We start from the raw sequence: 20,434 nt of genomic DNA, 5'->3' as shown, positions 1-20,434 counted from the left end.
GGGAACTCCGCTCTCTTGTCGGTATCGGATGTTGTCGGCGGTCACCAGGTGACGGGCAGGGAGCGCAGGCCGTAGGCCACTCCCTCGAAGGCGAACTCGACGTCCTCGAAGGGCACGGCCAGGCGCAGCGTGGGGATCCGTCGGTACAGGGTGCTGAAGACCACCTGGAGTTCGACACGGGCGAGTGTCTGTCCCAGGCACTGGTGGGCTCCGTAACCGAAGGCGTGGTGCTGGCGCGCGGACCGGCTCAGGTCGAGGCGCTCGGGTTCGGGGAACTCCTCCGCGTCCCAGTTGGCCGCGGCCACGTCGAAGATCACGCCGTCTCCCGCACGGATGACCTCGCCCCCGACCTCGATGTCCTCCAGCGCGATGCGGCGGACACCGGTGTGCACGATCGTCAGGTACCTGAGCAGCTCCTCCACCGCGCGGGCGACGGTCTTGGGATCGTCGGTGGTCCGCAGCGCGTCGAGCTGTTCCGGGTTCCGCAGGAGGGCGAGTGTGGCGAGTGAGATCATGCTGGCGCTCGTCTCGTGCCCGGCGATGAGGATGGCCGAGCCCATGATCACGGCCTCCTGGCGCGTCATTTCGCCGGCCGCCACGCGGGAGGCCATCTCCGACAGCACGTCGTCGGCGGGTTCCGTGGTCTTCCGGTCGATCTGTGCGCCCAGGTATTCGGCGAGGGCGCCGCTGGCCTCTCTCGCCTCCTCCGGGGTCGCGGTGTGGCTGACCGCGACGTTGCTGCAGCTCTGGAAGAAGTCGTGGTCGGTGTACGGGACCCCCAGCAGTTCGCTGATCACGAGTGTCGGTACCGGCAGTCCGATCCTGGTGACCAGGTCCGCGGGCTTGGGGCCGGCGAGGAGGTCGTCGATCAGCTGGTCGACGATCTTCTGGATGGCCGGGCGCAGCGCCTCGACCCGCTTCACGGTGAAGGGTGCGTTGACCGTACGTCGGAGTCTGGTGTGCTCCGGGGCGTCGGTGTTCGTGATCAGCTCCGGCATGTGCGGTGCGACCTCGGCACGCCCTCGGGTCATGTGCGGATAGTTGGGCAGCTTCTCGTTGATGCTCAGGCGGGGGTCCGTGAGCAAGGCCCTTTGGTCGGCGTGCCGTGTGACCAGCCAAGGGGTGCTTCCGTCCCAGATCTGCACCTTGGACACGGGTGCTTCGGCCGTCAGCCTTCGCACGGTCGCGGCCGGCTGGAACGGGCAGCGCCCGTCCCGGGGCTGCGGGTACTCGGGAACCGGTCGCGCGGATTCGCTGCCCTGCGGGTCGGCAGTGTCGACCATGCGTCTCCTTCATCTGATGCCCACGCGTTCCTCGAACGAGGAACGCGACTGGCACAGATGCAACCAGCGCGTGCTGACGCGTCCCGGACCCCGACCTGACCGGAACCTGACATGACCCATGTCACATAAGCCTGTCCGGATACGCCCCTGCCCCGACACCGGGGAGAGTGGTCACCGACGCAGGTCTCCGAGTACGTAGCCGAAGCCGCGCTGGGTCAGTATCAGGGCGGGTCCTTCCCGGTCCACCTTGCGGCGCAGGCGGGAGACCAGGCGTTCGATCGCGTTGTCGCCACGGCTCTCCCCCCATACGTGATCGGCGATCTGGTCCTTGGAGCGCACCCTTCCGACGCTGGCCACCAGATAGCCGAGCAGCCGGTACTCGGAGGGTGTGAGGTCGAGTTCACGGCCTCCCCGCCAGGCACGGCATGTGGATTCGTCCAGTACCAGGTCCCCGTGGCGAAGGGTCGGCGCCGAGCAGCCCACACCGCGCCCGTCGAGCAGCAGTCTGACTCGGGCGAGGAGGTCGGTGATCTGGAAGGGTTTGGCGAGGTAGTCCTCTCCGCTCAGCCCGACCTCGGGCAGGATCATCTCCAGGTAGTCACCGCTAGCCAGAAAGAGGACCGGTGTTCCCCCGATCCCGCGACGTCTGCGCGGGATGCTCTTGAGGTCGGGCAGCGCCGTGTCGACGACCGCGAGTCTGTAGCCGGTGCGCTCCAGTCGCGCCACGGCCGCTCTTCCCGTGGAAGCCACGTCCACCTCGTATCCGGCCAGGCCGAGGGTCGGGCGCAGGACCTCCACCACGTCCGGGGCTTCGGCGACCAGGAGTATGCGCTCACCGTCCCCCCGCAGCACGCCGATTCCGTTGTTGTCAGAAGAGCTCATGGGACAGCGGTCCTCCCACCATGGGTTTCTGCAGCTCCTTGGACACTCTCGCCGTCGGCGGCCGACAGCTGGGCGGGCTCCCATGGTTCTCCGCAGCGGAGTCGGGATTCTGAGAGATGCCATGCTCCTTTCCGAGGACAAGAGCATTTCAGGGGAAACAGGCGGTGCGCGAGCACGGCGCTTCCCCGTGGCTCTCCACGGGCACGAGAGCGCGGGCGTTTCCGGAGCGTGCACTGGAAACGGCAACGACGACAACGGCTGGACCGGACACAGAGTTCCGGATTCCGGCCGTGCCCCGGCCTTCTCCTCGGCACCCGCCGCGGCCTCGCGCAGCGCGTCCGGTCCTCCGGAGCCGTCGTGGTGAGGCCGGGGCCGAAGGGGACCGGCGGACCAGTGCGCGCAGGTCGTCCACGCCGGCCAACAGGTAGTCGAACCAGTCCGTGGCCAGCACTCCCTGCCTGTTGCGCATGCGGATCTGCCCCGGGAGCCGTCCGGCGCGACGGTTGCGCTCCTGGTAGGCGCGGTGGTCGGCGTCAGCGGTGCTCGGGTCCATGCCGGTACCGATCAGGAGGGCTCCCGGCCTGGCCAGGGACGCCAGGTGTGCGAGGACCTCGGGGGCCCGCTCAGGTCCTTGGAGGAGTCCCAGGTTGTTGCCCAGGAGCAGGAGGGCGTCGAAGCGGCCGATGTCCGCGGGCGGGGCGGCGATGGAGCCCAGGCGGGCGTCCACACCGCGTTGGCGGGCAACCTCGACCGCGCCGGGTGAGGGATCGAGGCCGACCACGTCCTTGCCCGAGGCCTGGAGGGCCAGGGCGTGGCGTCCGGTGCCGACGCCCACGTCCAGGACCCGGCCCCCGGCCAGGTCCACGGCCTCGCGGTCGAGCGAGGCAAACTCGTCGGCCGGGGTGAAGTAGCGGCTGGCGAAGGCCGCGCTGATGTGGCCGTCGTCGCGCTCGATGACCTCACAGACGGCTCCCGGTGCGGCGTCGGCGGCAGCGGCCGGCGGCGCGGACTCACCCGGTCCGGGGCTGGAGTCGGCTCACTCGCCGACAGCCGGGTAGTAGTCGTCCTTCTGACGGGCCTCCTGTCGGTCGGACACGTCGACCTCCGCCCCCGCCCGTGCGAAGGCCGCCCGCACCCGCTCGGCGGTCTCCTCGCCCAGGTAGTGGTGGTGCAGGTCCAGGCGCTCCAGGTGGGAGAACGCCGGAACGGCGGCGAGCAGGTCCTCGACGTCGTCCTCGCACAGGGTGCCCAGGGACAGGTCGAGCGAGGACAGGCGGGCCGTGATCGGGGCCTGGGCCAGGGCCCGCACCCACTCCCCGGTGCGGCTGGAGTTGCGCAGGCCCAGGTGCCCGAGCCCGGGCAGAGCCTCCCCGGACAGCAGGGGCGCCAGGTCGTCGGGGGTGGCGTCGCCGCCGTAGTCCTCCACGCCCAGCCACAGTTCCAGGCGCTGCAGCGCGGGCAGCCCCGAGGTCAGGACCTGGCGCACCACCTCGGCGGGCAGGCCGCCGCTCTGGAGGGTGAGCGAGCGCAGCGCGCCGTGTTCGGGCACGTGCAGGGAGAGCCTTTCGGCCCCCGCGTAGGTCTCCCCCACCCCGCGGACGGTGAACTCCTCCAGGTGCGGGTAGGCGGCCAGCAGCGGAGCCATGTCGCAGTGCTGGATCCAGGAGATCTCGTTCTCCTCGAACGTGATGTCGCCGAGGAAGAGCGAGCGCAGTGCGGGCAGGGCCGGGGCGTGGGCGATCAGGGCGTCCCGGAGCTCGCGGGAGGAGATGTCGCTGCCCTCCTCGAACCCCCAGTCGCCGATCACCAGCGCGACCACCCGGGAGGTGTCCACCTCCTCGACGAACCTGGCCAGGTAGGGGACGAGCTCCTCGGTGTAGCTGGAGAGGCGGAGCCGCCACGCCACCGAGTCCGGGGCGAGCTCGGCCTTGTCCATCCTCTCCCGGTGCGGGGTCGAGGTCGGGGCCTCCACGTGGTTCCTGCGCGCGCTGTAGGCGGCCTCCCGGAGGTAGTGCGCCTCCGCGTCCCGGTCGAGGAACTCGACCACGGGGAGGCCGGCGTACTCGGTGAGGTGTTCGCGGATCATGGTGTTTCTTCCTTGCCGGCCAGGGGTGTGCGACATGTCTAGCAGCGAGCGCGGACAGGCAGGGGCCGGGCACAGCGTTTCTCCGGCGCATGGTCGAAGGGGGGAGCACCGAGCACGGCGGGCCCGCTCCCGAGGGCTGTGGTGAGCCCGAACGGTCCTCTATGAGGTCCTGCCGAAGCTCGTCACGACGGTGCACACAACGTCACCCGGACCGAACGTTATATCCGAGGTCCGTTCCGGCGGAGAAAAGCACGTCCGCCGCCACCCCTCCATCGGTGGGGCAGCGGCGGACCTGCGCGAGGGGCCGCAGATCCGGGGCGCGGAGACCGTCTCAGCGGCGCCGGGACCAGGGGCCGTGTTCCGGAAAGGGGTCAGGGTCGCCTTCCCGGTGCCGTCGAGATCACCTCGGCGTCTCCGCCCCGTGTGTCACCAGCAGTTGTCCCAACTCCTGGGTGCACCGTGTCAGTGCGACGTACAGTCCGTTCCAGCCACGGGGTTCGGCGGTGATGCCGGGGGCGTCGATGAGCAGGGTGGCGTCCCATTCCAGCCCCTTGGCCTCGGTGGCGGAGAGGACCGGCACGTCGGGCAGCGCCGCGCGCAGGGCCGGCAGGCGTTCACGGGGAGCGATGACACCGACCATGCCCCCTGCCCACCGTTCCGAGAGTTCCCCGATGATGCGGACCGCCTCGGCCGCGAGGCCGTCCTCGTCCACCGTGCGTTCCCAGGGCTCGACGCCCGAGGCGCGCACGGCGCGAGGGGGTTCGTTCCGGCTGCCCGCGTTCTGGAGTACCGGCCCGGTGAGGGCCATGACCTCCAGCGGGGTGCGGTAGCAGATGGTCAACCAGGCTTGCGCCCATCTTGTGCCGAAGGCCGCGCCGACCGCGTCCTCCCAGGTCGTGTGCCGGTGCGGCGCCTCGGCCTGATCGATGTCGCCGACAGCGGTGACCGAACGGGAAGGGCAGCGGCGCATGACCATGTGCCACTGCATCTCGGAGAGTTCCTGCGCTTCGTCCACGACGACGTGCCCGTACACCCAGTCCCGCTGTGCCGCGGCACGGTCGGTCAGGAACTCCCCCTGCTCCTCGTTCGGTTGCACATCACCCAGAAGATCGTCCAGGGCGTCGAACAGGGGGATGTCACTGCTTGCCCACTCCTGCGGTTCACCGACGACCATCTCCCTTTCGGCGTCGGTGAGCTCCGGCGCCCACCGGCGCAGCAGTTCCGCGTCACCGAGCAGCCGACGCAGTTCCGTCGTCGTGTCGAGGGTCGGCCACCACCCCTCCAGCGTGGCAGCCACGCCGGAGTCGGCGGCGACCCGGTCGTGCAGTCGCTCCAGGTCCTCCTCGGTGAGCTCTCCGTCGACATCCGTTCCGGTGGTGCCGTTGCTCGCGGCGCGGTTGTCCGAGCGCGTGATTCCGGCGTCGAACCGGGCGAGCAGGTCCTCGAAGCCCTCCTCCATCTGCGCCAGCAGCTCTTCGCTGCGCTCGGCTATCGCGTCGGTCAGCAGATGGTGGACCTGTTGGCTGAAAAGGGCGCGCGCCGCGTGGTAGGAGTGCCCGGCCGTCGCCGACGCGAGAGCCCGGGCGACCCTCTGTTCACCGATCGTGTACCGTTCCCCCTCCCACACCAGTTCCAGGTCGACGGGCCGAGGGACGAGCGAGGCCGAGTACCGGGAGAGCGCCTGCTGCCAGAGCCCCCTGCCCTTGATCTCCGCGATCTCTCGCGACTCCGCACGCTCCACGCCGATTCCCGGGACCAGGGCGTCGCAGGTCGCCGACACGATGGCGGTCTCCCCGAGTGCAGGCAGCACCTGGGTGATGTACTCCAGGAAGCGCAGGGACGGGCCCAGGACCAGGACGCCCTGCGCGGCGAGTTGCGGATAGGTGAAGAGCAGGTACGCCACACGGTGCAGTGCCACCACGGTCTTGCCGGTTCCCGGGCCGCCCTGCACGACCAGCGGCCCCCGGGAGTCGGCGCGGACCACTTCGTCCTGCTCGCGCTGCAGGGTGGCCGCCGCGGTACCCATGCGGCCGGTGCGCCGCTCTCCGAGGGCCGCGAGCAGGGCGCCCTCGCCGACCAGTTCACCCGCCTCCGATCCGTCGAGCGGCTCGTCGTCGACGCCGGTCACCTCCCGCCCGTCGACACGGATGTGGCGGCGTCGGCTCTGACCCTGGGGGTCGACCGGGGTCGCGGTGTAGAAGGGCCTTGCCGCAGGTGCGCGCCAGTCGATGACCAGGGGATCGCTGTCGTCCCCCGGGCTGGGCACACCGACGCGCCCCACGCGCAGGACTGTCCGGTCGAGCGCGTCGAGCCGGCCGAAGATCAGACCCCGGTCCGCGCGCCGCAGTTCCTCGCGGCGGTTGGCCATCATGCGCAGCCGGGCGTGCCCGGTCGTGTCGCCCGCCGGGACCGCGATCTCGGCATCGAGGTACTGGAGTATCTCGTCGCGGCGCGTGAAGGCCTCGTCGAGGACGAGCTGTTCCTCGGCCACGGCTGCGGTCTGCGCGGCATGGTCGCCATTCGGCGATGGGGTGGCATTGCGTGGGGGCACTCGAAATCTACCCTTTCCGTTTCACGGTAGAAGCAAGGAGCGTAACACCGCGAAACAGCGAAATATTCGTTAGCGTGAGTGTGGTCACTTCTTCCTGGTGCTGTAGCAGAAATCGCGGGCATGGTGGCTGCCGAGGGCGGTGGGCAGGGTCGCGGAGTCCGGCGGTCGGCCGGTTGCGTTCGGTCGGGCGTTCTGTCAGCCGATATCCACGACTGCATTCTCGGTGCCACGGGAAAAACCGGTAGCAGGTGTCGGATGTTGCCGAATGCCCTCGGTCGACCACTTACATGAATGGCCCGGGGCGACGGCGTCGGTCCGTGCGCAGCCGGGGCCGAACGCGTTCGCGGCGTGTGGCGTTCGAGCGTGGCCGGTTGCCCTGCCCATCGCGTACGCGGAGTGGATGGCGGCGCGGTGCGCCGTTGGCGCCGCCCGGACGGAACACCCTCGCCGCGGACCCTGCGCAGGGCCTCCACCGCGGCGCGGTGGCCGCTCCTCACGGCACCGTCGAGGGCGCCGTTGCCGGGAAAGGTCCGCGGTCGCGGTGGCAGTCCGGTGCACGCGCCTTCGGGAAGCACGCAGCCCGAGTCCGTGCCGGGTGAGGAGGTCGGGCGGGATGGGCAATCGGGGCTCAGGCCCGAAACCGGGGGACGCCGCACCCACCGGCCCTCCCCGACCGGGCCCGCCGTACCGTCCTGAGCAGGCTCTTCGTCCTGGGGGTCGCCGTCTCGGCCCGGTGCCGAAAAAACTTCGCGATCCGGGAGAACTCCTCTGTCCCCTCTGCCATCAGAAGGCACAGAAAGAAACCACGGACACAAGAGGAGCGGCGCCGGGAGCGTCCCGCCGAGCACAGGAGAAAGGGCGATCCGCGTTGCCGGGCGACCGAAATGCACAAACTCGGACACGCGTCGATGACGGAACGAGCCCGACACATCCGATCCCGACGCCGATGAGGCATAGCTAGAGGCCACGGCACCTCTCGACGAGATCGACCGGCAGGGAAGCGCCCATCGGAGCGCATTTTTCCCGGGTTGTAAGAGACACCGCTCCTCCCCCACCGCGCGTGTTCTCCATTCCCGAAATCCCCGCCACAGTCATACACGAAAACCCTCACCTTTCATGACACATCTCTTCCCTCGGGGAGAAAGGAATCGCATGAACCGCAATTTCCGTACCACCGTCCTGGCTCTCGCGACCTCCGGCCTGGTGGTCCTCGGCTCCGCCGCGTGCTCCTCCGGGGAAGTGATCGACGCGGTGGCGGACGGTACGGACGCGGGTGAGGGCAACGGGGCCGCGGTGGTGACGGAACCCCGGGTCGGCCTGCTGGAGTTCATCGCCCCGGGCGAGTTCAGCATCGACGGCGAGGCCTTCTTCGTCACCGAGGAGACGCAGATCCTGGGCGGCCTCAACGCCTGCCCCGCCGAGGACGGCCTCGACGAGAACGGCTTCGGCGTCGTGGACTGCGACCTGGAGTCGCTCGAGGCCGCGGTGCAGGGCGGCGCGCCCGTGTACGCCGAGGCCGAGGTGGAGGAGCCCGGGAACGCCCTCTCGATCACCGAGTACGACAACGACCGCCAGGCCGAGCCGGCGCCCGGGGCGGCTCCCGGCGAGGGCGCCGCCGGGACACCCGGGGGCTCCGCCGTCGTGCGGGGCGAGCTGGAGTACATCGCCCCGGGTGAGTACATGATCGACGGGACGGCGTTCTTCGTGGCCGAGGACACCGTGATCTACGCCGGTGTCCACGCCTGCGCCGGGGGCGTCCAGGACCCCGACACCGGCGACGTCATCTGCGACTTCGACGAGTTCGACGCCACCCTGGCGAACGGCACCTCCGTCACGGCCGAGGTCCGGGTCGTCGAGGGCGTCGCCGAGTCGATCACCGAGTACTAGGACCGGTCCTCCCGAGGAGGCGGTCGACGTCCCCTCGGCCCTCCGGCGAAGGCCCTGCTCAGCAGGGCCTTTTTTCGTGTCCCCCGCCAGGGGTGGCGGCTGAGTGCAGCCTCACAGAACCGGTCGGACTCCCGGGCGCGGATCGGAACGTAGCCTTCTCATCGGATGAGAATTTGCCCTTTTCATACCTTTTGTCCGATCCATAGAGTGAGCCGGTCCCGAGCGCCGCTCGGAGCTGGCCAGGTCCGGGAGAGGGGGCGCCATGTCAGCCGACGCGACGTCCGGCAACGCGGGTCGGACCACCGACCGCCTGCTCGGCGTGCTGATGGTCTTCGCCGAAGCGGAACGCGCCACCGCCTCGGAGGTCTCCGAGGCCACCGGCATCCCGGTCAGCACCGTCTACCGGATGCTGGACCGGCTGTCCGCGACCGGGTTCGTGCAGCGTGTCGGTACCGCCTACGGGGCCGGCCCCGTGGCGGTCCGGTTCGCGGAGAAGTACCGCAACGGCGCGCTGGAGCGCACCGCCATCGGCCCACGGCTGGAACGGCTCTCGCACGAGTCCGGCGAGCTGGCGGCCTTCATGGTGCCGGTCGGCACCGAGGCCCTGTGCGTGGACGCGGTCGAGGGGGCCCGGGTGCTGCGCTGCTGCTACACCCGCGGAGCCGTGCAGCCGCTGCTGCGCGGGGCCACGGCCGAGGCGCTGCTGGCCCACCTCCCCGAGTCACGGCGCCGGCAGGTGTACGCCGCCTACCGGCTCCCCGCCGAACGGGTGCGGGCCCTGGAGGCCGCGCACCCCCTGGTGCGGGAGCAGGGCGTGGCGGTCAGCGAGAGCGCCCTCGACGAGGGCGTGTGGGGCGCGAGCGCCCCCGTGCTCGGCGACTCGGGCTCCCTGAACGGGGTCGTCACCGTGATGGCCCCGGCGGCGCTGACCGAGCGCCGGCGCCCCTACTACGTCCGCCTCGTCAAAGAGGCGGCGCGTGACCTGAGTGGAGGAACGATTTGAACAGGGTGGATCCCCCCGTCTGGACCGGGCGCGACGACGGCCCCGGCGCCGAACACCGGCGCTGGCACACCACCGTGCGCCCGCTCGACGACGCCGGCCGGGCCGGAACCGCGATCGTCGGCTTCGCCTCCGACGAGGGCGTGCGCAGGAACAGGGGCCGCACCGGCGCCGCCGAGGGACCCGCCGCCCTGCGCCGCGCGCTCGCCCCGCTCGCCCTGCACCGGGACGAGGCTCTGTACGACGCCGGGGACGTCCGCGTGGACGACGGCGACCTGGAGGCCGGCCAGCGCGCGCTGGGCTCGGTGGTGGCCGGGGCCATGAGGGCCGGGCACTTCCCCGTCGTGCTCGGTGGCGGCCACGAGGTCGCCTACGCCAGTTACCTGGGCCTGGACGAGGGCCTGGGCCCGGACCGGACCCGCACTCTGGGCGTGCTCAACATCGACGCCCACTTCGACCTGCGTGAGGAGCCGGAGCCCACCTCCGGAACACCCTTCCTCCAGATCTGCGAGGCCGAGCGGGCCCGGGGACGCGACTTCCGGTACGCCGTCGTCGGGATCAACGAGGCCGGGAACACCCCCGTGCTGTTCGACCGCGCCGACCGGCTCGGCGTCGAGTACCTCACCGACGACCGGTGCACCGCCGCCCGCCTGGAGCGGGTGCTGGCCTTCGTCCGTTCCTTCCTGGACACGGTGGACGACGTCTACCTCACGCTCGACCTGGACGCCCTGCCCGCATGGGTGGCGCCCGGGGTGAGCGCCCCCTCGCCGCTCGGCGTTCCGACCGAGGTGGTGCAGGCCGTGGTCGAGGAGGTCGCCGCCTCGGGACGGCTGGCCCTGTTCGACGTGGCCGAACTCAACCCGTCCCTGGACGTGGACGGCCGGACCGCGCGCGTCGCCGCACGCATGGTGGACCGCGTGCGCGCGGCCAGAGGACGGAACTCGTGAACATCTCCCTGGACCTGATCCAGACCACCACCCTGGCCGTCGTCCTGCTGCTCCTGGGCGAGTTCGCCCGGCGCCACATCGGCTTCCTCCAGCGGTTCAGCATCCCCGGCCCGGTGATCGGCGGTTTCGCGTTCGCGCTGGCCGTCCTGGCGCTGCGGGAGACCGGCGTGGCCCAGCTGGAGCTGGACACCACGCTGCAAGAGCCCGCGATGATCGCGTTCTTCACCACCATCGGCCTCGGCGCCAGCGTCAGCCTGCTCCGCAAGGGCGGCAAGCTGCTGATCGTCTACCTGCTGGCGTGCTGGACCCTGGCGATCCTCCAGAACGTGGTGGGCATCGGCATGGCCACGGCCCTGGGCATCGACCCGGTGCTGGGCGTGATGGCCGGCGCCGTCGCCCTGGAGGGCGGCCACGGCGCCGCGGCCGCGTTCGGCCCCACCGCCGAGGCCCTGGGCACCGACGGCGCCACCGCGATCGCGATCGCCGCGGCCACCTTCGGCCTGGTCGCGGGCGGTCTGCTGGGCGGTCCGATGGCCTCCTGGCTGATGCGGCGCCACAAGGTGGAGGTGCCCGCGGCCGCCGACACCGCCACGCCCGCCGCAGTCGAGGCGGAAGAGGGCGAGAAGGAGGAGCCGGTGGGCTACGGCCCGCTGTTGAACACCGCCGTGCTGATCGGCGTGGTGATGGTGGCCGGGGTCGCGCTGGGCACGTGGTTCAGCGAGACGACCGGGTTCGTGCTGCCCGCGTACGTGGGCGCCATGGTGGTGGCGGCCGTCGCGCGCAACGTCGGTGACCGGTTCGGGCTGCGCATGCACCAGGGCGCCCTGTCGCTGGTGTCCTCGCTGTCGCTCGGCCTGTTCCTCACCATGGCCATGATGGGCCTGCGGATCTGGGAGCTGTACGCGCTGGCCCTGCCGCTGGTGCTGCTCCTCGCGGTCCAGGTGGTCGTCCTGCTGCTGTTCGTCGCGCTGGTCGTGTTCCGCCTGCTGGGGAAGGGCTACGACGCCGCGACGATGGCGGCCGGCATGGTCGGCCACGGCCTGGGCGGCACCCCCAACGCGATGGCGAACATGGACGCCTTCAACCGGCGTTTCGGGGTCCGTTCGGAGAAGGCCTTCCTGATCGTCCCGCTGGCCGGTGCGGTGCTGATCGACATCGTGGCGCTGCCGTGGATCGTGTGGTGCATCAACGCGGTGGCCTGACCCGAGCCGCCTCACGAGGGATCCCCAGGTCGCCGACCTGGGGGTCCCTCGTCGTTTCGGCCCGGGGTCCCGCTCCGGGGCGGGGGGCCGCGGGGCGTCCTGGAGGTGGAAGGGGCCGGAGAGCACCCGAGCCGCAGGGGCGTCGGTGATCTCCTGCCTCGACACCGCCACCGACGCCTGGACGGCCGCGGACGGGGCGATCCCGCTGTCGGTGCCCCTGGGCCGGGCGCCTGGGAGGGCCCGGGCGCGGGCCGGGCGGGGCGACCGGCCTTACCGGAGGTTCGGTCAGGTCAGGCGGGACGCGGAAGCGGCTGTGGAGCGGGCGTCACCCGGGGAGTCGCGGGAGAGCCTCGGGTCACGATATGGCGTCGGCGTGCAACAAATCCGGCGTCTGAGCACTCCCTTTACCTGAGCCTCCTGCGCCACGCGGGGCTCCGATCCTCCACCGAACCCCCGAGGTACACATGCTGAACCCTGCCCTCACGCGCCGCATCACCCTGGGCGTGGCCGCCGCCGGATCCGCCCTCGTCCTCGCCGCTTGCGGCGGGGCCGACCCCGAGCCGGAAGCGGCCCCGGAGGCCGCCGAGGTGACCGAGGAGGAGACCCCGGAGGTCGACACCGCCGACTTCAACCAGGGCCCGATCCCCGACGCCGCGCCGGAGGTGACCGCGGAGGACCTGCCCGCCGAGCCCGACAGCTCCGCGCCGCTGGGCGACCGCATCGCCTGGGAGGCCCTGGAGCAGGTCTCTATCTTCGCGTCGGTCGTGGACCCGGACGCCACCTCCGAGTGCCCGGAGATCGCGGGCACCGAGGGGGAGACCGCCACGTGCACGGTGAACTTCCTCGGGGAGGAGTTCGAGTACGCGATCACGGTGGAGTCCTCCGGCATCCTCGTCTCCTACCAGCCGCAGCTCGTGGACGGGCCGCTGATCCGCGAGGCGGTCGAGGACACCCTGCGCGTGCAGGCGGACACCGAGTACGTGCTCTGCGACATGGAGGCCGACCTCGTACGCGGCGAGCCCGACACGGACGCGCCGTTCACGTGCCAGGCGCTGGACGAGGCGACCGGGGAGGTCGACGAGTACACCCTGAGCATCTCGATGTACGGGGCGTTCACGTTCTTCGTGGTCTGACCGGTGACCGGGCCGCCGTCCGTCGCCCCGAGCCCGGTCGGGGCGACGGGCGGCGGCGGGACGGGGCGGGAGCGGGCGCCCGCCCGGGAGCCGTCACCGAGGGTGTCGTTCCCGCAGGCGAGGGAGTCCTCGACGGTCACGGCGCCGACGGGGCCGGTGCCGGACTCGGTGCAGAGGTCCCGGCCGTCGTCGATGTAGCTCTCGGCGAGGGCGTCCGTGCCTGCCTCGGCCGCGAAGTACGGGGCGGGGAAGGCCGGGCGTGGCCGCTACACCGGTTCAGTCCCCATCGCCGCCGTCCATGTCCGGCGGCTGCCAGATGAGGTTCAATCCAACGGGATTTTCCGGCTCGGACGCCGCGACCCGCCTCCGTACCTCCTCCCGGGCACGGGCCCTGAACCCGCCCTCCAGGACTCCGAGGTCGACCTCCAAGGGCATCCACCTCTTCCTGGCCCCGAACCGGAGGGACCGCGCATGGAGCTCCCCCAGTTCGGGACACACGTCTTCCCCCGTGTATCCGAGCAGGACTGCCAGCACCCGGTGCGCGCCGGGCCGGCGCCCGGGGTCGCGGACCAGGCAGCCTTCCAGCACCGACGACAGCGGTCGGGGCGCCCCCTCCAGGTCCGGTCGCCCCACCACCGCGCGGGCGGCCGTCCCGGGGCGCGTCGGCCCGGGGAACGCCGACCTCCCCGTGGCCGCCCGGACCACGGTCGCCGCCCACCCGAAGACGTCGTCGGCGCCGGTGCCCCGCCCACCGCCCCGCCGTTCCGGCTCCGGCTGCTGCGGTGTCAAGAAAGACCCGCGGCCGTCGGCGGTGGCCTCCACCGCTCGGGCGAGAACACGGTCGACGACGACCGCGCCGTCCGCGCCCACCAGGATGTTCTCCCCGGTGACCCCGTGGTGGACGATGCCCGCGTCGTGCAGGACCGCCAGCGCGGTGACGGTGTGCACGGCGAACCGGTACAGCTCCCGGTCCGCGAGCAGGTCTCCGCCGGCGATCCGCTCGCTCAGGGGTTCGGCGTGCCCGGCGTGCCGGAAGGCGACCCACGGCGTGCCGGCCCACGGGTCGGCGTCCACCGCCGTCAGCAGGGAGAAGGAGGACACCCGCAGCGACAGCGCCACCGACCGTTCCAGGCGTTCGCGAAACCCGGGTGCGCGCGCCGTTTCGCCCGACACGAGCGTGAGCACATGCGGTGCGCCCCCGGCGTCCACCGCCCGGAAGTGCGCACCTCGGGGGTCCGCGCCGAGGTCGCCCACGAGCCGGTATCCGTCCACGCTTTCCCCGACACCCGCCATGTCCCTCCCCTTCACGGATACCGGTGAGAGTCCCGCGCGGGCCGGGAGGTTCACACCGGGCTTCCGCCGGGGCGAGCCACCCCCGCAGCCGTCCTCGCCCACAGGTGCGTGGCCGGACGGTGCACCACCTGACCGTGTCCGATCCGCACCCCCGGCGGCACCGGCCGACTCCTCGCGGCGGCGCAGGGTCGCGACCAGGTGCTCGACATCGGGGTCGGACGCGGCAACGGTGGTTCCGGTCCGGTCGGGCATGAAACCGGCCCTGCGCAGGAGCCCCCGCCGATGGGCAGGCTGCGGTGTCCCGGCCGGGACGCCGTGCCGCCGGGGACCGAACCGCAGCGGTGACCGGGTTCGTCGGCTTCTCAGGCGCGTGCGTCGGTGTTCCCGGCGCCGGCCCGGATGGAGTCGATCATCATGCGCACGAGCTGGTCCCCGTTGATCTTCCACTTCTCCTTCGCCAGGTGGCCGCTGAGCTCCAGCCCGGCAATGCCGTGCGCGCTCGACATCAGCAGGGCGCCGTAGCTGAGCGAGTCCGCTTCGCCGACCACGTCGGCGACGATGGCGAGGAACGCGTTCTCCAGGCGGCTCGCGGCCTCGACGGCCTCCGCGTCGTCCGCCGGGGTGCTGAACATCAGTGCGTACAGGTGCGGTTGGCGTCGGCCGACCCCGATGAGCTCCAGCACGGCGTGCTCGAGCCGTTCGCCGGGGGTCGTGTCCGGGGCGGACCGCAGCTGTTCCACCTTGTCCGCCAGGGAGTTCCAGGCGTCGATGGCGAGCCTGGTCAGCAGGTGCTCCTTGTTCTCGAAGTGCCCGTAGGGTGCGCCGCGGGAGACCCCGGCGCGGGCCCCCACACCCCGGAGCGTCACCGCGTCGGGTCCCCCCTCGTCGAGCAGTTCGGATGCGGCGCGCACGAGGGCGCTGCGGGTCGCCGCGGCTGCTTCGGTTCGCGTCACCATGGGGCACATTCTACTTGACAGCGTCACATCAAGACCCCACAGTGTTCGCATGACACAGTCACACGAATTGCCCGTCGATGAGAACCGCCTGCGCCGTCTGCTGGACCGCGCCGAGATCAGCGATGTCCAGCTCCGCTACGCCACGGGAACCGACTCCCGTGACTGGGAGCTGTTCCGGAGCTGCTTCACCGACGAGGTCGAGGTCGACTTCAGTGACGGCTTCGGCCAACCCGCCGTCCGCCTCAAGGCCGACGACTGGGTCAGGGGGACCGCACCGAGGATGGAGTCGTTCAAGGCGACGCAGCACATGATCACGAACCACGTGATCACCTTCGACGACGACGATCACGCCACAGGCGTGGCCTACGTCCGAGCCGGTCACCACCTGCCGAACAGCACCGGCGACAGCGAGCAGACCGTCTACGGGTACTACACGAACCGGTTCGAGCGGACCCCGGCCGGCTGGCGGATCTGCGGGGTCAAGCTGACGGCCCTCTGGATGACCGGGAACTTCGGCGTCTTCCAGGCGGCCCTCACCCCGGAGGCCGAGCCCGCACGAGCCCACTCGGGCGGCTGACGGACGCGGTGCGACCGCGAACGGGTGGCGCCGGCGCAGTGTCCGCCGGCCCTGCCGGGGCCACGGCGGCGAGAACTTCCGGCACCGGCCGGACCGCGATCGTCGGCACGCACGGGAGGCCCGGCCGGCCGACGGCCCTCCGGAAAGTCGGTCAGGCCTCGACGCCGTCCACGGCCTCCCCGGCAGGCCCGCTCTCCGCTCCGGGAACACTGCTGTCGGGACCGACGGTCTTGCCCATCCACGTCTCCGCTCGCCACCCTTCGGCGGGGGTGCCGGAGAGGACGACGACGCCGGTGTTCTCCAGTACGTGGGCCGATGCGAACGCGACGTCGACGTTCTCGGCGCGGGCCGCCACCCACATGCGGATGACGGCGCCGTGGCTGACCATGGCCACCGTCCGCGCCCCGGTGGCCGCGGCCTCCTCGACCACGGCGTCGAAGCGCCGGAGGGCCTCCACCCCGTTCTCCCCGCCAGGCATGCGGAGCCCGGTGTCCCCCGCCGACCAGGCGAAGGCGGTGCTCAGGTACGTCTGGGCGGCGAGCTCGTCACCCCGCATCTCCAGGTCGCCGGCGATCAGCTCCCGGATACCGTCCCGTACCCGGACCTCGAGCCCCGTGTCGGCCGCCAGCGGTGCGGCGGTGAGCTGGGTGCGGATCAGCGTGGAGGCGTAGAGGGCGTCGATCTCCTCGCCCGCCAGCACCTCGGGAAGGGCCGCCGCCTGCTGCTGGCCCAGCGGGGTCAGCCCCGGACCCGGTTCTGCCGTGTCCAGGAGGTGCTTGAGGTTGGACGGGGTCTGGCCGTGGCGGACGAGCAGCAAGCGCATGTGAACGGATCGGTCTCCAGAGAGGGCGGTCGTGGTGGTCCCACTCTGGCATCCGTGCGACAGGCCCGTGTCGGCGGGTTCCGGCAATCCGCTCCGAGGCCCGGGACGCGGGGGTCGGGGTCGGCTCGGCCGTGCGCTGCCGCTCGCCCGCCTCGGCCCCGGGACCGTGCTGTGCGGTCCCGGGGCCGGGCGCGGACTCCCCTGCGGCGTCAGCCGAGGGGGGCGTCCTTGTCCCGCAGCACGTCCAGGACGGGGGCGTACATGCGGGACTTGATGGTGCCCATGGTGGCGGCGTCCTTGGCGGCCAGGGAGCGGGCCAGTTCGACGGCGGTGGGGCGCACGTCCTGCTCGGACACGGCCCGGTCCACGATGCCGGCCGCCTCGGCGTCGTGGCCGCCGTAGCGGCGGGCGGTCAGCATGGCCTCGTGCGCGGTCTGCGGCGCCAGGCGCGCCTGGATGAGCGCCGACATGCCCGGGGTGAAGGGGATGTTGATGTCGGCCTCGGGCAGGCACCAGAAGCCGCGGTCGGCGCGCATCACGCGCAGGTCGTGGGCGAGGGAGAACATGGCGCCGGCGGCGAAGGTGTGGCCCTGCAGGGCCGCCACCGTGGGCATCGGCAGGGCCAGCATGCGCGCGAACAGGTGGTGGACGTCGGCGACGTAGTCCTGGCGGTGGTCGGCGTTGGCCATGAGCCAGTCCAGGTCCAGGCCGTTGGAGTAGAACTTCCCGGTGGCGGCGGTGACCAGGGCACGGGGCCCCTGGACCTGCTCGGCCTCGTCCAGGGCGCCGTTGACCGAGGCGATCCAGTCCGGGTGGAAGCGGTTCTCGCCGTCGCCCAGGTCGAGAACGAGGACCTCGTCGTGGTGTTCGAGTGTGGGCATGGTGCTCCTTGTCGTGGTGGCGGACGGTGTCAGGGGCGGGACTGCCCCTCACCGGTGTCCCGGTGCGGGTGCGGAACGCGGGTCGGCGGGTCGTGGTCCTCCTCGCCGGAGGCTCGGAGCGGGGCGGTGCCGCGCCCGGCACGGCGCATGAACGCTGTGCCCTCGGCTGCGGCGAAGGCGGCCGGGCGTTCGCTGCGCGGCACGGGCAGCCCGCGGCTCCGGGACAGTGCGGCTCTGTGCACCGTCGCCTCGCGACCGCGGCTCCTTCCCGGCCCCATGTGCCGCCTTTCCGGACGTAGGGCTCCCCCGCTGGTGGGTATGCGCCGCACCCGGGAAGCTACCGGAAAGTAACTTATGACGGACAGCATAGAGCAGACAAGTTCACCCCGAGGCCGCGGAACCCGCGGACGCGGCCCCGCCGGGGCGCCCGGGAGGAGCGCCCGCACGGAGCGCCCCGTTCGGCCCCCGCCGGGAACCGAACGGGGGAAGGGCCCCGGTCACGGACGGCGGCCCACGATGACGGAACTGTCCGCCTCCTCGCAGGTCACGACGTCGGCGATCAGGCCGCCCCGGAGGAAGGCGGACAGCGCCGGGGGCGCCTGGTCGGGGTGGGTCTGCACCAGCAGGCAGCCGCCGGGGGCCAGCCAGGGACGGGCCCGCGCGGCGATGCGGCGCACGACGTCGAGCCCGTCGGAACCGCCGTCCAGCGAGATCCGCGACTCGTACTCGCGGGCCTCGGAGGGCAGCAGGGCGATCTCTCGGGTGGGGACGTAGGGGGCGTTGGCGACCAGCACGTCCACACGGCCGCGCAGGGAGCGGGGCAGGGGCGCGAACAGGTCGCCCCGGTGAACGTGCCCGCCCAGGGGGGCGAGGTTGCGGCGGGCGCAGCGGACGCTGGCGGCGTCGATGTCCGCGGCGTGCAGCTCCACACCCCCGCGTTCGCTCGCCAGGGCGGCGCCCAGGGCGCCGGTGCCGCAGCACAGGTCCACGAGAACGGCGCCGGGGCGGGTGAGGGCGAGGGCCTGTTCGACGTGGAACTCGCTACGCGGGCGGGGGACGAACACGCCGGGTTCCACGACCAGGCGCAGACCGCGGAAACGGGCCCAGCCCAGGACGTGTTCGAGCGGGGAGCCGGTGACGCGCCGGTCGACCAGGCGTGTGAGTTCGTCGGGGGTGCGCGCGGCGGCGGCGATCAGCGCCGCCTCCTCCTCCGCGAACACGCATCCCGCCCGGCGCAGGCGGGCGACGGTCTCGGAAGGTGTCGGGAACGGCTGTGACAAGTGGTGCTGGGAGAACTGCGGAGGCAAGGGAGCCTTTCGGGGTGCCCGGGGGCGCTCCCGCGCTCACCTACGCCGTGCGAGGTGGGTGACCGCGGGGTGGAAGCGCCCGTCCTGCTGCTGCGGTGATCGGTCCCACCTCCTCGGTCGTGGTGTGCGGGGCGACATTACACCACGGGGCGCCGGCCGGGGGCCACGCGGCCGGGGCCGGCGGTCGTGTGTCGGCCCCGTCGCCGGTGAACGGCCCGGGCCCCGAGGGCACGACGCCTGCGCGCGACGCTTCCGGGGGCGGGGAGGTTCACCACGGGATCCGGCTGTGCCCCCGGTGGCGGCGCCGGTTCGTCCTGTTCGCGGCCCCGGGTTCGTGGCCGTGCCGCACGAGTCCTTCTCCGCGGAGCAGAGCGCCCGCTCCCCCGACGAGCTGTCGGTGGCCGACTCGAACGCTGTTTCCGGGCCCTCGCCGGCGCTCACCGCCGGAAGCGGGGCGGGGGCGCGGAGGAAGCCGGATCCGCCCGCTACGGCCGTGGGCGGACCCGGCGAACTGCGTGTCAGGGCCTGATGAGGACCTTCAGGCTCGTGCGGTCGTCCATGTCCTTGTAGCTGGCGGGCACGCCGTCCAGGTCGGTCGTGGCGTCGAAGACCCTGCCCGGCTCGATGGTGCCGTCCAGGATGTCGGGCAGCAGCTCCTCGATGTAGGCGCGTACCGGCGCGGGCCCGCCCGCCAGGCGGATGTTGTGCCGGAACAGGCTCGCGAAGCCGATCGGCGCCTGCTCGTACTGCGGGACGCCCACACGGCTGATCACGCCGCCGGGGCGCACCACACCGAGAGCCTGCTCGTAGGCGGGCATGTGTCCGACCGCTTCGAGGACGGCGTGCGAGCCGTGGCCGCCGGTGAGCTCGCGGACCCTGGCGATGCCCTCCTCGCCGCGCTCGGCGACGACGTCGGTGGCGCCGAACTCCCGGCCCAGGTCGGTGCGGTCGGTGTGGCGGCCCATGAGGACGATCTGCTCGGCCCCCAGGCGCTTGGCCGAGAGCACCGCCATCAGGCCCACCGCGCCGTCACCGATCACGGTGACGCGCTGACCGGGGGCCACGCCTGCGGCCCTGGCGGCGTGGTGGCCGGTGCCCAGCACGTCGGCCAACGTCAGCAGCGAAGGCACCAGGGCCGAGTCGGGCGCGACCGGCAGCTTCACCAGGGTGCCGTCGGCCAGCGGCACACGGACTGCCTCGGCCTGGCCGCCTTCGTCGGGGATGCCGTCCCAGAAGCCGGCCTCGTGGTGGGAGCAGGAGGTCTGCAGGTTCTCCCGGCAGAACTCGCACACGTTGTCGGAGACGGCGAACGGTGAGACGACCAGGTCGCCCCTGGTGAGCGTGGCCACGTCCGGGCCGACCTCCTCGACGACGCCGATCAGTTCGTGCCCCATCCGGGCAGGGCCCTGGGCGGCGGTCATGGAGCGGTAGGGGTGCAGGTCGCTGCCGCAGACACAGGACGCGGTGATGCGGACCAGGGCGTCGGTGGGGTGTTGGATCCGGGAGTCGGGCACGTTCTCGACGCGGACGTCTCCGGCTCGGTACATGAGGGTGGCGCGCATGGTCGCTCTCTCTTTCGGTGGTGCTCTTGGTCGGGAACCGCCGGGTGCGGCGGAGGTGTGCGGG

The 20,434-nt window shown here is 72.0% G+C and carries 18 protein-coding genes; 6 read left to right on the top strand and 12 right to left on the bottom strand.

Translation table 11 applies throughout. The annotated features are described in order from the left end of the window. Positions 1-41: 41 nt before the first annotated feature. From ABZ234_RS01200 to ABZ234_RS01180, 5 genes are all read right to left on the bottom strand, one after another. The gene (locus tag ABZ234_RS01200; protein WP_355010494.1) at positions 42-1,283 is read right to left on the bottom strand and encodes a cytochrome P450; all 1,242 of its coding nucleotides are present in this window, start codon (positions 1,281-1,283) and stop codon (positions 42-44) included. 171 nt (positions 1,284-1,454) lie between these two features. Beyond that, positions 1,455-2,165 (bottom strand): response regulator transcription factor, encoded by a 711-nt coding sequence (locus ABZ234_RS01195; protein WP_355010493.1) that lies wholly within the window; start codon positions 2,163-2,165, stop codon positions 1,455-1,457. A 148-nt stretch (positions 2,166-2,313) separates the two neighbouring features. Beyond that, positions 2,314-3,030, bottom strand: coding sequence for a class I SAM-dependent methyltransferase (locus tag ABZ234_RS01190; protein ID WP_355010492.1), 717 nt, complete (start codon positions 3,028-3,030; stop codon positions 2,314-2,316). A gap of 171 nt (positions 3,031-3,201) precedes the next feature. After that, entirely contained in the window at positions 3,202-4,251 is a 1,050-nt protein-coding gene (locus ABZ234_RS01185; RefSeq protein ID WP_355010491.1) for an STM4015 family protein, read from the bottom strand. A 400-nt stretch (positions 4,252-4,651) separates the two neighbouring features. Beyond that, on the bottom strand, positions 4,652-6,742 hold the full coding sequence (locus tag ABZ234_RS01180) for a UvrD-helicase domain-containing protein (protein ID WP_355010490.1): 2,091 nt from the start codon (positions 6,740-6,742) through the stop codon (positions 4,652-4,654). Positions 6,743-7,954: 1,212 nt separating this feature from the next. Between ABZ234_RS01180 and ABZ234_RS01175 the strand changes: the two genes are divergently transcribed. The 5 genes from ABZ234_RS01175 to ABZ234_RS01155 all read left to right on the top strand — a co-directional run bounded on the left by ABZ234_RS01175 (position 7,955) and on the right by ABZ234_RS01155 (position 12,971). Continuing rightward, on the top strand, positions 7,955-8,689 hold the full coding sequence (locus tag ABZ234_RS01175) for a hypothetical protein (protein ID WP_355010489.1): 735 nt from the start codon (positions 7,955-7,957) through the stop codon (positions 8,687-8,689). A 262-nt stretch (positions 8,690-8,951) separates the two neighbouring features. Next, the gene (locus ABZ234_RS01170) at positions 8,952-9,692 is read left to right on the top strand and encodes an IclR family transcriptional regulator (RefSeq protein ID WP_355010488.1); all 741 of its coding nucleotides are present in this window, start codon (positions 8,952-8,954) and stop codon (positions 9,690-9,692) included. Then, positions 9,689-10,636, top strand: a complete 948-nt coding sequence (hutG, locus tag ABZ234_RS01165; protein ID WP_355010487.1) for a formimidoylglutamase — start codon at positions 9,689-9,691, stop codon at positions 10,634-10,636. Before ABZ234_RS01170 ends, hutG begins: the two co-directional genes overlap by 4 nt. Continuing rightward, positions 10,633-11,838: a sodium/glutamate symporter gene (gltS, locus tag ABZ234_RS01160; protein WP_355010486.1), complete on the top strand. Its 1,206-nt coding sequence runs from the start codon at positions 10,633-10,635 to the stop codon at positions 11,836-11,838. Before hutG ends, gltS begins: the two co-directional genes overlap by 4 nt. A 464-nt stretch (positions 11,839-12,302) precedes the next feature. After that, on the top strand, positions 12,303-12,971 hold the full coding sequence (locus tag ABZ234_RS01155; protein WP_355010485.1) for a hypothetical protein: 669 nt from the start codon (positions 12,303-12,305) through the stop codon (positions 12,969-12,971). Between the two features lie 276 nt (positions 12,972-13,247). Here the strand turns inward: ABZ234_RS01155 and ABZ234_RS01150 are convergent, their stop codons facing one another. Next, on the bottom strand, positions 13,248-14,264 hold the full coding sequence (locus ABZ234_RS01150; RefSeq protein WP_355010484.1) for a hypothetical protein: 1,017 nt from the start codon (positions 14,262-14,264) through the stop codon (positions 13,248-13,250). Between the two features lie 362 nt (positions 14,265-14,626). After that, entirely contained in the window at positions 14,627-15,220 is a 594-nt protein-coding gene (locus ABZ234_RS01145; protein ID WP_355010483.1) for a TetR/AcrR family transcriptional regulator, read from the bottom strand. 49 nt (positions 15,221-15,269) lie between these two features. On the opposite strand from ABZ234_RS01145, the gene ABZ234_RS01140 reads away from it, so the two are divergent. Further along, entirely contained in the window at positions 15,270-15,797 is a 528-nt protein-coding gene (locus tag ABZ234_RS01140; RefSeq protein ID WP_355010482.1) for a nuclear transport factor 2 family protein, read from the top strand. Between the two features lie 151 nt (positions 15,798-15,948). On the opposite strand, the gene ABZ234_RS01135 is transcribed toward ABZ234_RS01140, so the two are convergent. The 5 genes from ABZ234_RS01135 to ABZ234_RS01115 form a co-directional block, all read right to left on the bottom strand. After that, positions 15,949-16,620, bottom strand: coding sequence for a histidine phosphatase family protein (locus tag ABZ234_RS01135; RefSeq protein WP_355010481.1), 672 nt, complete (start codon positions 16,618-16,620; stop codon positions 15,949-15,951). A 209-nt stretch (positions 16,621-16,829) separates the two neighbouring features. After that, positions 16,830-17,501, bottom strand: a complete 672-nt coding sequence (locus ABZ234_RS01130) for an enoyl-CoA hydratase-related protein (RefSeq protein WP_355010480.1) — start codon at positions 17,499-17,501, stop codon at positions 16,830-16,832. Between the two features lie 29 nt (positions 17,502-17,530). Beyond that, positions 17,531-17,743 (bottom strand): hypothetical protein, encoded by a 213-nt coding sequence (locus tag ABZ234_RS01125; protein ID WP_355010479.1) that lies wholly within the window; start codon positions 17,741-17,743, stop codon positions 17,531-17,533. Positions 17,744-17,998: 255 nt separating this feature from the next. After that, positions 17,999-18,808: a putative protein N(5)-glutamine methyltransferase gene (locus tag ABZ234_RS01120; RefSeq protein WP_355010478.1), complete on the bottom strand. Its 810-nt coding sequence runs from the start codon at positions 18,806-18,808 to the stop codon at positions 17,999-18,001. 518 nt (positions 18,809-19,326) lie between these two features. Beyond that, on the bottom strand, positions 19,327-20,370 hold the full coding sequence (locus ABZ234_RS01115; RefSeq protein WP_355010477.1) for a zinc-dependent alcohol dehydrogenase family protein: 1,044 nt from the start codon (positions 20,368-20,370) through the stop codon (positions 19,327-19,329). Between the last annotated feature and the right edge of the window lie 64 nt (positions 20,371-20,434).

Origin of the sequence: Nocardiopsis sp. NPDC006198, assembly GCF_040613895.1 — a bacterium.
Lineage (GTDB): Bacteria > Actinomycetota > Actinomycetes > Streptosporangiales > Streptosporangiaceae > Nocardiopsis > Nocardiopsis tropica.
The sequence above is the reverse complement of the archived record's forward strand: the minus strand, read 5'-3'. Positions and strand labels throughout refer to the sequence as shown.

Bases quoted from the DNA above. Each gene is read 5' to 3' on its own strand.
- ABZ234_RS01200 (WP_355010494.1), bottom strand. From the start codon at position 1,283: ATGGTCGACACTGCCGACCCGCAGGGCAGCGAATCCGCGCGACCGGTT.
- ABZ234_RS01195 (WP_355010493.1), bottom strand. From the start codon at position 2,165: ATGAGCTCTTCTGACAACAACGGAATCGGCGTGCTGCGGGGGGACGGT.
- ABZ234_RS01185 (WP_355010491.1), bottom strand. From the start codon at position 4,251: ATGATCCGCGAACACCTCACCGAGTACGCCGGCCTCCCCGTGGTCGAG.
- ABZ234_RS01175 (WP_355010489.1), top strand. From the start codon at position 7,955: ATGAACCGCAATTTCCGTACCACCGTCCTGGCTCTCGCGACCTCCGGC.
- ABZ234_RS01170 (WP_355010488.1), top strand. From the start codon at position 8,952: ATGTCAGCCGACGCGACGTCCGGCAACGCGGGTCGGACCACCGACCGC.
- ABZ234_RS01155 (WP_355010485.1), top strand. From the start codon at position 12,303: ATGCTGAACCCTGCCCTCACGCGCCGCATCACCCTGGGCGTGGCCGCC.
- ABZ234_RS01150 (WP_355010484.1), bottom strand. From the start codon at position 14,264: ATGGCGGGTGTCGGGGAAAGCGTGGACGGATACCGGCTCGTGGGCGAC.
- ABZ234_RS01145 (WP_355010483.1), bottom strand. From the start codon at position 15,220: ATGGTGACGCGAACCGAAGCAGCCGCGGCGACCCGCAGCGCCCTCGTG.
- ABZ234_RS01140 (WP_355010482.1), top strand. From the start codon at position 15,270: ATGACACAGTCACACGAATTGCCCGTCGATGAGAACCGCCTGCGCCGT.
- ABZ234_RS01135 (WP_355010481.1), bottom strand. From the start codon at position 16,620: ATGCGCTTGCTGCTCGTCCGCCACGGCCAGACCCCGTCCAACCTCAAG.
- ABZ234_RS01130 (WP_355010480.1), bottom strand. From the start codon at position 17,501: ATGCCCACACTCGAACACCACGACGAGGTCCTCGTTCTCGACCTGGGC.
- ABZ234_RS01115 (WP_355010477.1), bottom strand. From the start codon at position 20,370: ATGCGCGCCACCCTCATGTACCGAGCCGGAGACGTCCGCGTCGAGAAC.